8 protein-coding genes are annotated in these 12,002 nt (G+C 64.5%); 6 read left to right on the forward strand and 2 right to left on the reverse strand.

Annotated features, from left to right (window positions below; translation table 11 throughout):
* The 4 genes from ACW171_RS09935 to ACW171_RS09950 are packed head-to-tail and all read left to right on the forward strand — an operon-like array spanning position 1 to position 2,290.
* The gene (locus tag ACW171_RS09935) at positions 1 to 627 is read left to right on the forward strand and encodes a PI-PLC domain-containing protein (protein ID WP_492093014.1); all 627 of its coding nucleotides are present in this window, start codon (positions 1 to 3) and stop codon (positions 625 to 627) included.
* Positions 624 to 1,256, forward strand: a complete 633-nt coding sequence (locus ACW171_RS09940; protein ID WP_492093015.1) for an HAD family hydrolase — start codon at positions 624 to 626, stop codon at positions 1,254 to 1,256. The genes ACW171_RS09935 and ACW171_RS09940 overlap by 4 nt, the downstream gene beginning before the upstream one ends.
* Complete coding sequence (locus tag ACW171_RS09945) at positions 1,256 to 1,960, forward strand: glycosyltransferase family 2 protein (RefSeq protein ID WP_492093016.1); 705 nt, start codon at positions 1,256 to 1,258, stop codon at positions 1,958 to 1,960. The genes ACW171_RS09940 and ACW171_RS09945 overlap by 1 nt, the downstream gene beginning before the upstream one ends.
* Positions 1,961 to 2,290, forward strand: coding sequence for a cupin domain-containing protein (locus ACW171_RS09950; RefSeq protein ID WP_492093017.1), 330 nt, complete (start codon positions 1,961 to 1,963; stop codon positions 2,288 to 2,290).
* A gap of 9 nt (positions 2,291 to 2,299) precedes the next feature.
* Here ACW171_RS09950 and ACW171_RS09955 read toward each other — a convergent pair whose 3' ends face one another.
* Both ACW171_RS09955 and ACW171_RS09960 read right to left on the reverse strand, forming a co-directional pair.
* Positions 2,300 to 6,208 (reverse strand): rhamnosyltransferase WsaF family glycosyltransferase, encoded by a 3,909-nt coding sequence (locus tag ACW171_RS09955; protein ID WP_492093018.1) that lies wholly within the window; start codon positions 6,206 to 6,208, stop codon positions 2,300 to 2,302.
* Positions 6,209 to 6,474: 266 nt separating this feature from the next.
* Complete coding sequence (locus ACW171_RS09960; RefSeq protein WP_492093019.1) at positions 6,475 to 7,257, reverse strand: phytanoyl-CoA dioxygenase family protein; 783 nt, start codon at positions 7,255 to 7,257, stop codon at positions 6,475 to 6,477.
* A 56-nt stretch (positions 7,258 to 7,313) separates the two neighbouring features.
* Between ACW171_RS09960 and ACW171_RS09965 the strand changes: the two genes are divergently transcribed.
* Both ACW171_RS09965 and ACW171_RS09970 read left to right on the forward strand, forming a co-directional pair.
* On the forward strand, positions 7,314 to 9,698 hold the full coding sequence (locus tag ACW171_RS09965; RefSeq protein WP_492093020.1) for a hypothetical protein: 2,385 nt from the start codon (positions 7,314 to 7,316) through the stop codon (positions 9,696 to 9,698).
* Positions 9,699 to 9,703: 5 nt separating this feature from the next.
* The gene (locus ACW171_RS09970; RefSeq protein ID WP_492093021.1) at positions 9,704 to 11,896 is read left to right on the forward strand and encodes a tetratricopeptide repeat protein; all 2,193 of its coding nucleotides are present in this window, start codon (positions 9,704 to 9,706) and stop codon (positions 11,894 to 11,896) included.
* Positions 11,897 to 12,002: the final 106 nt, after the last annotated feature.

The raw sequence follows: 12,002 nt of genomic DNA on the forward strand, positions 1-12,002 counted from the left end.
ATGGATATCCTCAGCCACCGCGGGTATTGGCTCGACGCGAGCGAGAAGAACCAGCGAATCGCGTTCGAGCGATCGTTCGACCTGGGCTTCGGCACAGAGACGGACGTCCGGGACCACGGCAGCAGGCTCGTCATTTCCCACGATCCGGCGACCGGATCGGAAATGAGCCTGGATGATTTTCTGGACATCCTGAGCGATCGCGACCTGCCTCTGGCAATCAACATCAAGGCCGATGGACTGGGGCCGGCGATCCTCGACACGATGGCGAAACGGCCGCTTACACGCTGGTTCACCTTCGACATGTCCGGGCCCGAATTAATCCGCCAGAAGGCGCAAGGTCTCCCCGCGTTCACTCGCCAGAGCGAGTACGAGATTCAACCGGTCCTATACGACCGTGCTCAGGGACTATGGCTGGACGGCTTCGACGGCATCTGGTTCGACGCCGAGCATGTCCGCAAGCTTTTGGCCGACGGCAAGCAGGTCTGCGTCGTTTCGCCGGAACTGCATGGTCGCCCGCCGGCCGCTCTCTGGGATATGCTGGAGCGCGAAGCCCTGTTCGATACCGATCTGATGGTCTGCACCGACATGCCCGAGGCTCTTCGCGCCCGAATGGGAGACGCCGCGTGACGATCAAGGCCGTGATTTTCGACATGGACGGCGTGCTGATCGACGCCCGCGATTGGCACTATGAGGCCCTGAATCGCGCGCTCCGCCTGTTTGGCATGGAGATCAGCCGATACGATCACCTGACGACGTTCGATGGTCTGCCGACGAAGCGCAAACTTCAGATGCTGACCGCCGCGCGGGGCTTGCCTGCACAGCTGCATGATTTCGTGAATGATATGAAGCAGTTGTACACGATGGAAATCGTCGCTGCCGAGTGCAAGCCGACCTTCAATCAGCAGTACGCCCTGTCTCGCCTGAAGGCAGAAAACTACAGGCTGGCGGTCTGCTCGAATTCGATCCGGCGCAGCGTCGAGGTGATGATGGAGCGGTCAGAACTGATGCCGTATCTGGACTTCCTGATCTCCAATCAGGACGTGGTCCGGTCCAAACCCGACCCTGAAATGTACGCCTTGGCGATCTCGCGGATGGGCCTGACGCCGGATGAGGCCCTGGTGGTAGAGGATAACGAAAACGGCGTGGCCGCCGCCCGCGCCGCCGGAGCGCACGTGCTGGAGGTCTCCGGCGTCGAAGACGTGACCTACCAAGCCATCAAGGCCCGGATCGCGGCCGTGGAAGGGTCGGCTTACTGATGCGCAAGATCCTGGTTCTCGGCGCGACGACGCCGGCCGATGGCGATCCGCCGATCTGGATCGCCGAACACGGCGGCAAGCTCCTGATCGAGCATATCGCCGACGCCTGCGGGCCGCTGAAGGCCCAATTGGTGTTCGCAATGCTCAAGTCGGATTCGCGTCGCCATCACCTGGGCGGCATCGCCCGACTGGCGGCCCCGGACTGTGCGGTGATCGAGATCGAAGCCCAGACGCAGGGCGCCGCCTGCACGGCCCTCCTGTGCATCGACCAGATCGATCCGGCCGACGAGCTGATCATCATGAACGCCAACGAGATCATCCAGGCGGATCTGGCCGCCATTGCCGACTCGTTCCGAACGCGGGAGCTCGACGCGGGGGCGATCACCTTCTCCTCGCTCCATCCGAGATACTCGTATGTTCAGCTCGATCAGAACGGATACGTCGTCCAGGCGGCTGAGAAGAGGCCGATCAGCCGGTCCGCGATCGCCGGCTTCTTCTGGTTCCGCCGCGGCTCCGACTTCGTCGACGCGGCCCAGGCGATGATACGCAAGGATGCGAAGATCGATGATCATTTCTTCATCAGCCTGACGCTCAACGAGCTGATTCTCAGGCAGAAAGCCGTGGGTATTCACGAGATCGACCCCGGTTGTTATCAGCCTTTGAAGTCGAGCCGTCAGGTATCGAACTACGAAGCCGAGGTCTGAATGCGTCACGCCCGTCTGGAAGACATGACCAAGGGATGGTTCGTCGGCGAGTTCACACCGACGGCCCTGTCGACCGACGTCTGCGAGGTCGCGGTGAAGACCTACAAGGCCGGCGACCGAGAGGACCTTCATCACCACAAGGTGGGCACCGAGGTCACGGTGATCGTTTCGGGGCGTGTTCGCATGCTCGACCGAGAATGGTCAGCCGGGGACATCCTGGTGATCGAGCCGGGCGAAGCGACCGCCTTCGAGGCGATCACGGACGTGGTGAATGTCGTTGTCAAAACGCCTAGCGCCAAGGGTGACAAATACATCGGAAGCGCCGACTGACGCCGCCTATCAGTCGGCGTTGAGACTGCGTTCCGCCGTTCGAAGGAAGGCGTCGAGCCACAGATCCGGGAACGCGCCCTTGGGGCTGACCGGCCAGTCTATCGGTTGGCTGGAGATCGGACCCGCGTTCACCCGCCTGACGGCAGCGACCAGCGACCGGGCGATCATCGGCACATCCGGTTCGGCGACGTCGATCAGATCCGAAATTCCTGCGAAGGCATCGCGGGTCTTGGTCATGCAGGCGTTGGTCACCGTCACAAGTCCAGCGGCCGCCATCTCCAACGGTACGAGGCTGGGGTGGGGCGTGTACATCAAAGCCAGGCCGACGTCCGAACTGGCCAGCATCTGGCGGTAGCCGTCGCCGTCCAGTTTGCTGATCAACCGCAGCTCCCGGTTCCCGCCCAGATTGACCAGGGCGTTCTCGCTGGCGCCGACGCCGACGAGGTCCCAGCCATCGAGTTCGGCGCCGAGTTCGCGGATTGCCTGACGAAGCGCGGCCAGGCCGAAGTCGTACATGTTGCGCGAGGCGTGCGCTTGGGGCCGGGCGTAGAACAGCAGCCGGGGCCGGCGGCGTGCAAGTGGCTGGCGCTCGATCCCCTTCAATCCGGTAATCGGGTTGCGGAATGCGAGCGATCCGGCGTCGTCCAACGCCCGAGGCCCGTACACCCCGATCTTCGCATGGGCGAAATAGTCCTGCAGGATCTCCGTCGAGAAGATCGCATCGTGCGGGAAGTCGTAGCTCATCTCCGCGCCGCGATAATTCGTGCCGAGTTCGAAGGTGAAGGGCTCGTACTCCTGGATGAAGTACAGGAACCGGTTGCGGCCAAGCCGGCGGCGCACGTCGTTGACGATGTGCGAGGACCACCAGGTCGTGGCCAGAAGCACGTCCTGCGCACCGACCTCCAGCGTTCCCGAGCGGGCTCCGTGGGCCTCGATCTCAGACCGCATCAGCCCCGCTTCCAACTCGGGGAAGGCGCCGACGATCCGGGCGATGTTGTCATAGTCGATGACGGGCTGATCGACGAGGATCAGGCGAGTCTGCACGCCCCGCTCCACGAGACGGCTGATCAGCGAGATCTTGCTGTGATAGCCCCCGAAGAAGGTTCCGAGCTGCAGCTCCGGCAGGAACATATTGATCCGCACGGGACCGGCAGACCCGGCTTTCACCCGGACGTCGAGCGGCTGGGTCTTGCGTTCGAACACGCTGGTGTCGGGGTCGTTGTCGCGTGCGATCTGCAGCCTGCGTCCTCGGTAGGCGTCGTCGCGGATCGTCCTGATATCCGCCGGCGTCACGGTTCCGCGCTCGATCAGCGCCCGGGCCGTCAGAACGGCGATGAACATGTCGTCGATGTTGAGAAGACCGCTCACGCCGCCCGCGCGGCGGGCCAGCCTGCGCCAGCCCCTCAGCAATCCCTTCGCATCGAACGGGCGGCCCTGAATGGCGTCGGAAATGACTCTGGCCAGAGCCTGGACCTCAGGATCGCTCCAGACCGGCACCCGCAGCAGGGCCTCTTTCAGAAGGACGAAGCGCTGAAGCAGCGGGATCGTGGACCCGAGAGCGACCTCGACATAGGCGATATCCCTGCGGTCCGCCCTCCCCCGCCGCACTGCGGTTCGCAGACGACGCGCGATGGCGCTCCAGTGCGCCTCCGTTCCGCTGCGCGAGCCGGTGAAGCCTAGGACGTTCCCACCATGCTGCACATAGTCGTAGAGCGGCTCCGACGTGTACTCGATCCGACCCGCCGCGGCCGCGACCACCGCCAGCCACTGGTCGTGATAGACCCCCATGTAGCGCGGGAACGGCGTCATGATTTCGGCGAGCCAGACCGGGAAGGCGGCGGCCGCACCGGTCACGGTATTGGCGACGCCAAGAGTCAGAGGGTCGGCGTAGTGAACGCGCCGCCCTTGCCAGAAGGTCTCGCTGATGACTTCGCCGTCGCCCTTGACGATCCGCATATCCGAGAAGGCGCAGGCCACGCCCGGCCCCATCATGGAAGCCAAGGTCGCCACCTTGTCGGACCGCCACACATCGTCCTGGTCGGCGAACAACAAGGTCTCGGCGCTGTCCGAGCGCATGTAGAGGCTGCGTTCGAAGTTCGAGACGAAGTTGGCGTTGCGGGTGTTCACGTCCAGATCGATCCGCTCCCAGCCCGCGTAGGCGGCCAGAACCTGAGCGCCCCCTGGCGGTGAGGCGTCGTCGGAAATCAGAAGATGGGTCTCTGGATTGGCGAGGATACTGCCCACCTGAGCCGCAAAGGGGGCTTCCGGAGGGTTGTAGGAGGCCATAGCGACTTGGATGCGGGCTTCCGACGTGGAGACTTCCGGTCGCTGGAAGACATCCATCTGGATCGTCTCGTGGGTTACGACCTGTGACCGGTCCAGGCCGTCGGCGAAGGCGAAAGCCAGGTCGAGATAGTGGGTTCCGGGCGCCAGATGGACGGCGGAAAAGTCGAACCAGGCCATGAAGCCGGTCTTCAGATCGTCCGCACCACCGCCGAACAGGGCGGCGGCTTCCGCCTCCTCCAGGCGGTGATACCGGAAGAACTCGCAGTCCATATTGATAGGCTCCGAGACCACCCGCACCCCGACAAGTTCCAGCACGCCAAACGCCGCCAAGCCGCTGACGTAGAACCGCGCGTGGTCACAGACATGGATCTGTTGCTTGCGACCGACGTCGATGGCGATTCGCGGCCGCCCCATGAGCCTGAGGGCTTGACTGATCGCCCCTGTCGCCGACGCCCCGGCACCGTCGGTCAGCAGGATCGAGACGAGGTCTGCGCCGTCGGAAGGCCGCCGCGCCTCGCGAAGAATTTCCGCAGGGCGTCCGGGAAGCCGGACGAGCTTGCCCCCCGCCACATGGTCGCGCGTATCCGGCAGTCGCCGGTGGAAATGGCGCGTCACCGGGCCGATGTCCGGGCGGCCGAAGTCACGCGTCTCGAGCCGGCCCTGCTGCCAGAAGTGACGGAACGGCGTCGTCGCCTTGCTCTGGGAGACGTCCGGGTTGGCCTGCGCATAGGCGACGGGGTCGAAGAAGGCGCTCGGCCGATGGCCCGCCGCCTCGCCTTCCATGACGAAGTGAGAGAAGGCATTCGGCCACTGGCCGTCCTCGACCGCTCGCCGGGCGTCGGGATAGGTTCGCAGGTACCATATCGCGTCGAAGGCCGGGTTCGGCTCCAGGCCGTTGCGCCATCCTTCGCTGACGTAGTGGGCGAAGGGCGCGCTGTATCGCCGCCTGTCGGCCTCGGTGATCTGGGTCCCATAGTAGCCGGTATCGAAATGGACCGCTGTCGACCGGTGCTCCGAGGCGTCGCGGACGATCAGTTGCTCGAGATAGTTCTCGATCTGTCCGGCCTGAACCGCGCGCAACAGGTCCGGGTTGCACTGCGCGAAGGTGCGCAGGTTCATGAAGGCGTTGGGATGGCGCCCGTCGGCTTCTCCGCCTTCGACGTAGAGTCGCAGATTGTCGAAATAGTTGGTGACGCCGGTCTTGTAGCGAGCGGCGTAAAACGGCGCGTCGAACAGATCGTTCGCCCGAAACGCAGCGACCTCGCCGTAGCGATACAGCGCCTCCACGTTGGGCGACCGGCCCAACCCCCAGCGCGCCAGGATCGCCTGGCTGATCAGGGAGGACTTTCGTTTCAGAAGCCGCGCGACGAAGCGTTCGGTGTCGGCGGACGGCAAGACAGGCGGCAGGAAGACGCTCGGGCTCCAGGGCCAGGCATCCTCGGTGCGGACTGTCTCCATGAAGATCGGATCGGCGAACAAGACCGCGAGCAGGGCGCCGCGGGTGGCCGGCGCCTTCACGCGATCCCGACCGTCCTTCGACAACGGCAGACGCCTGGCCGCCCAGTCCACACTCGCGGGCGGAACCGGCTCCGAAAGGCCGTGAAGGTCGCGCGCCATGGCGGCGCTGACCATCCACTGTTCAAAGGCCGACGAACCCAGGTAAAGCCGCAGCACCTCCGTGAGGGACGACGAAGGCGACGCCTGAGGCAACGACTTCCGGGCCTCGTTCGAAAAGAGGACATCGCGAGCCCGCGCACGATCGTCCGCCGTGGCGTGTTTGTCGCTGGTCCGGCCAGTCAAACGATTTGCAAAACGGACAAGCTTTGCGGTGGCTTCAATCATGCAACGTTCCGTGGGCGGACAAGCGGAAGTACGATCACCTTGGAGAGGGTGCAGCGCTACGCGACGGCGATCCTGCGGCCAATAGACGAATTCTCATCTCGGGAGGCGGCGAAAACAGAGCGCATGGAACGTTCACCTTCGTCCGCCCCAGACGACAGGCCTGCTCGGGGCAAATCTTCGGCCCGTCCGAAAATCGCGGTGAGCCAGGCGGGCCGCGGGCCATCTGTCCAGGTGGGGAAAACACCACGCACCAGCCTCGGATGTCGGAGCCAGACATCGCCGGCGGCGACCGTCAGAGCTTCTCCGACGAGACCGCGATCGCGGATTTCCTGTGCGACGCGAAACATGGCCTCACCCCGGTCAGGGCCGGGGGCGGCCGGCGCAATCAGATGGCTGCCGCCGAAGAAGCGATAGGTGCACGAGGCACTTGAGCTGTCTTGCAGCATTACGACCGCGGTCGCCGACCGAATGGTGGGACCGCTGGTTGGATCAAGCGCATCCAGACCGAACGTCTCCGTCATCCCGCTGCGAACCGACAGAAGCACCGGATCGGCGCCCATCAGTTTCCCAACCGGCTCCGCCACCGACCGGACCAGTTCCTCATGCGCAGCAGCATAGTCATCGGTGCCGGGAACCACCGCGCCAAGTCTCGCCACTTCCGCAGAGGACAGATGGGACTTGAGGATGAGAAAGCCGCGTTCGTCCCAGGCCGAATACTGTTCGGCGGTCAACTGAGCTCGCTCCGATTTGGTCAGTGAAATCTGGTGCATGACGCCTCTGGATGAACGCAGTACCGACAGGCCGGCCTGCCAACAACCAGAAACGGGATCACCGCCCATCTTAGGCTTGCCAATCCGCCGGCAGTCATTAAGCGAAGACCCGAGAGCGGATGGGCATGAAGCGTCTTAAACAAATTCTTCGGCGGACCGCGCGGCGTCTGCGCGGGCCCGCGCCTGTCAACGACCGTAATCTCGGCGACGAGCGGCGCTCCGCCGGCGATTGGGCCATGGCGGTTCGCCACTACCGCGCCCACGTCACGAAACACCCCACGGATTTCGATATCTGGGTCCAGTTGGGTCACGGTTACAAGGAGACCGGCAGGCTCGCCGAGGCCGAAGCGGCCTATGCCGCCGCAGGCCGCTTGAACGCCTCCGATTCCGACCTTCTGCTCTGTCGGGGTCATCTGGCGAAGTCGATGGACGACGCGACGACGGCGGCCAGTTTCTACGCACGCAGTTTCGCGATCGACGGAAACCCGGCGGCGGCCCGCGAACTGGGGCAGTTCTCCGCCGTCGGAGAGGCGCCGCCTCCGAACGACATCCTGCGCCTGACGGGCGGTATTGACGGTTTCGCCGACGGCCTTCTGGCGGGCTGGGCCATCGACGCCCGACAACCCGACACTCCCGCCGAGATCGAGATCCTGCTCGATGGTAGGGTCATCGCTACCGGCGTCGGCGACATCCGCAGATCAGACATCCCCGCTGCGGGCCTGGGGCGCGGAGAGGTCGGCTTTCTGATCGATCTCTCGGGTCTTCTGGACCTGTCGAAGCCCAGCGAGTTGCACGCCCGCATCGCCGGCTCCGAGGCTGAACTCGCCGGTTCGCCGATCACTGTCGAAGTCGCGGACGATCATCGAGCCTGGTCGGCGCGCTGGGAACCGCGGTCCTCCAAGACGACGCGCGCGTTCGCCGAACTGGCGCGGGAAACCGCGCCTGCGGCCACGCTGTCGCTGGTCATTGCAGTCGAGGACGGCGCTCTGTCCACAGACCTGATCGAGAGCCTTCAGCGCCAGTGGTGCGATCGCTGGGAAGCTCTGCTCGTTCCGACAGGCGGACGAGCGCTGAAGCTGTCCAGATCCCAGGAGAAGCGGATCACGGAAGACGCGCGGTTCCGCATTCTCTCAGCCGGTGACGGCGGGCTCGCCGGATCGCTGTCTCGAGCGGCTGCCGAGAGTTCGGGCGATCACGTGGTGCTGCTTCCCGGCGACTCAGTGCTGGAGCCAGAGGCGATCTGGAGAACGCTCGACGCGTCGTCGCGCGATGCCGATCTGATATACTGGGACGAGGCCCGGATCGGCCGATCCGTTGAAGGAATCGAACGGTTCGTATTTCGGCCCCTTCTGTCACGAGACCATGTCGATGCTTTCCCCGGCCTGATCGGATCGTTTGCCGTGAAGCGTGCGGTGATGCTGGCGGCGCTGTCAGGCGGGTCGTCCGCCGATCTTGAATCCATGGACGGCGTCAGGCGAGCCTGCGTCGCCCGCGCCCGGGCGGTCGCCCACGTTCCGAACATACTGGAACGACGCCGGGAGCAGACGCCGCAGGACCGGGAACCCGCCTTCTCTCTCGCGCCAGGCAGGTCGACCCGGGATGCGAAGGACCGCACTCTGGTCGTCATCGCCTTGGGGTCTGAGCTCAACACGCTGCGCCCGACCATTCAGGCCGTCCTCGCCTCGACAACGCGAGCCGATACAGACCTGGTAATCGTCAGTCCCGCCACGCGATCGAAAGCCACCGAGCGATACCTTGATAGATTGGCCGGGGCCGCCGCCGTTCAGACCTGCGAAGACGATTGTCCAGTCGCCGTCGCCGTCAACGACGCAGTCGAGAAATACGGGGCCGGCCACGACTATATGGTCTTCATCCATGCCCCGGTCACGCCCTCGGCGGGCTGGCTCTCTCCGCTACTGGACCTCCTGGCCCGTCCGAAAGTCGGCGTAGCCGCACCTGTGCTGGTGTCTCCGGACGGCAGCGTGCTCAGCGCCGGTATGAGCGTGACGCCTTATTCTCTGGCGCACAGTCATCGGGGCGTGCCGCTCACCACAAGCCGTGGGCGCAGCCTGGGATGGAACCGATCGTTGGTCAGCCTACGGGAGCAATCGGCGGCCTACGGCTGTCTGGCGGTTCGCGCCAGGACGTTCGCCGAGGCCGGGGGGCTCGACCCCGCAGTCGCGGACGGGCTCGCCTTCACCGACCTTTGTCTTCGTCTCGGCCACACGGGCCGCCGCACCCTGATCGAGCCTCGCGTGGTGATGAAGACGTTTTGGCATGAACCGGCTTCGCAACTTGATGCCGCCTTCCGTGCGCGCTGGGCCGGGTTGATCGGGCAAGGGGATCCTTTCCTGCATCCGGTCCTGACCGATCGACTGGCGCTCGCGGCCCTGCATGGGCGCTTCATTCCCGCGCGCATTCGTGTCATCGATCCGTCTCTGCTGGCCGCCGGCCTGGGACGTTTCCCGCTTCTCGGCGCCATCTCACCTAATGGGTCGGGCGCTCTGTGAAGTCGTTGAGGCTGTTCATCGCACGGATCGTCCGGGGCCAGCGCCCCAAGGCGCCCCCCTCCGCCCGAGAAGCCGAGTATCGGGCGATCGTGGCTGCGGGCAATGAAGCCCGTAGCCAGGGCCGTTGGGACATCGCCATCGATCGCTATGCGGCGGCCTTGATCTACGAACCTGACAACGCTGCGGTCCGGGTCCAACTGGGACATGGTCTGAAGGAACTGGGAAGACTGCCCGAGGCTGAAGCCTCCTACCGGGCTGCGTCGGCGATCCAGCCCGACGACGCCGACATCCTGGTGCAGCTTGGTCACGTCCTCAAGATGCAGGGACGATCTGAGCAGGCGCTGGATGCCTATGCCGAGGCCTTGCGCCGTGATCCGGGATCGGAACACGCCCGTACCGAACTGATCGCCGCCGGCGGCCGAAGCCGACTGCCGGACACCCTCTATGGCCGCTCCGCCACAACAGACGCCCTAACACGACTTTCAGAGGCGATGCGGGCGCAACACCGCGCGTTGCAGGAGGTCGCTTCTGTTTCGACCTATCCCGTGGAAGCCTACGACGCTTTCAGGCACGCGTTTCCGCTGGAGGCTCCCGTCGGTTCCTTGACGACCTCGGCCCCCGTGGTCGTGCTCATCGACGCGACCGACGCCCACCCTGGCGAGGTGAGGCTAAGCCTTGCCAGCCTGCTCGATCAAAGATGCGCAAACTGGAAGGTGGTCGTCAGGCACGCCGGTGCCATGGCGGAACAGCCCGTCGCCAGCCTCTCGGAACAGGACGATCGGATCGTCTTCGCTCAGGCCTCGGCGGACGGCTTCGACTGGTCCGATGATGCATGCCTTCTGCTGTTTGACGCCGGGCTTGCTCTGGACCCTGAGGCCATAGGTTGGTTCCAGATGGCCCAGCAAAGGACCGGCGTCGACTTCGTCTATGCGGACAACGACCACCATACCCACCACTGGAGGCGCGGCCGGACCTATTCGGATCCCGAGTTTCAGTGGATGGCCGATCCTTGGAACTTTACGCAGGCGCCGGTGCCGCCAGCCGCCGTTCTCGTCGCTCCGTCTCGCCGCGATACGGCGACGGCGACGATCGCCGAAAGCGCGGGCGCTGATCTGCGGCGCCGCCTACTCGTGGAAGGACTGGCCGCGGGAGCCCGAGCGGCGCACATTCCGCGTCTGCTTTCCAGCCGCCGAGTTTCGGCCCTGAATGGCCCGGTCGATACCCGACCGGCAGGAGTTCCGCCGTTCATTCCAAGCCGGGACGATCGACTGATCCGCGTCATAATCCCCACCCGCGATGAGCCGCAAGTTCTCAAAGCCTGCGTCGACAGTCTTCTTGAAAAGGCCGCAGGACGCGACCGGATCCTGCTCGAAATCATGGACAACCGGAGTGAAGCTCCGGAAACGGCCGAGCTCCTGGCATCCTGGGAAAGCGATCCGAACATCCAGGTCAAGCGCTTCGACGAGCCGTTCAACTGGGCCAGAATGAACAATCTGGCGGTCGCCGGTGGACCCGATGGATCGGTCCTCGTCTTTGCCAACAACGACGTCGAGATGCTGACCCAGGACTGGGACGAGCGGCTTCGAGAAATCTTGGCCGATCCTGGCGTCGGCCTCGTCGGCACGCGGCTGCTCTATCCCGATCGAACCGTTCAGCACGCCGGGGTCATGCTTGGCGTCAATGACAGCCGACCTGTCCACGAAGGCCTTGGCCAATCGGAACAGGCGGTCGGTCCGAACAGTCGCTGGGTTCGCCGCCGTCAGGTGGCGGCCGTCACGGGCGCGTTCATGGCCTTGGATCAGACGGTATTCGAACGCCTTGGCGGCTTCGACGAACGCCTAGCCGTCGGCTACAACGACATCGACCTGTGCCTGAAAGCGCGCGCTGCGGACCTGGCGGTTTTCTATGAAACCCGCATCGAGCTTATTCATCACGAGTCGAAGACGCGTGGCCGCGCGGATGGGGCCAAGGTCGCCTGGGACGACGAGGAACTGACAGATCTACACGCTCGCTGGGGTGGCTGGATGCGGTTTGATCCCGGTAAGAACCCGCACTGGTTTTCCACCCACGAGCGCCCTTTCGACGGCCTGCGAAATCCAGGTCGTGTAGAAGTGATGAGGCACATCGATATGAGCGCCAAGGCGCGCCCGTGGTCGATCGACCAAACGACCGATCCCTTTGCAGAGAACGGCGAGTAACGCGGCTGTCATTCTGATGTAGCCCTCGCGTTTCAAGCCTTGGTAGGGCTGCGCCGACAGACGCAACCTTCGGAAGCTCCGCGCACTGAACATCATAGGTTCGGTT

The sequence above is a fragment of the Brevundimonas sp. FV1ye28 genome (genome assembly GCF_058681135.1).

Excerpts from the sequence above, each read along its gene's own strand:
- ACW171_RS09935 (WP_492093014.1), top strand. The coding sequence starts at position 1 with ATGGATATCCTCAGCCACCGCGGGTATTGGCTCGACGCGAGCGAGAAG.
- ACW171_RS09945 (WP_492093016.1), top strand. The coding sequence starts at position 1,256 with ATGCGCAAGATCCTGGTTCTCGGCGCGACGACGCCGGCCGATGGCGAT.
- ACW171_RS09965 (WP_492093020.1), top strand. The coding sequence starts at position 7,314 with ATGAAGCGTCTTAAACAAATTCTTCGGCGGACCGCGCGGCGTCTGCGC.
- ACW171_RS09955 (WP_492093018.1), bottom strand. The coding sequence starts at position 6,208 with ATGGTCAGCGCCGCCATGGCGCGCGACCTTCACGGCCTTTCGGAGCCG.
- ACW171_RS09950 (WP_492093017.1), top strand. The coding sequence starts at position 1,961 with ATGCGTCACGCCCGTCTGGAAGACATGACCAAGGGATGGTTCGTCGGC.
- ACW171_RS09960 (WP_492093019.1), bottom strand. The coding sequence starts at position 7,257 with ATGGGCGGTGATCCCGTTTCTGGTTGTTGGCAGGCCGGCCTGTCGGTA.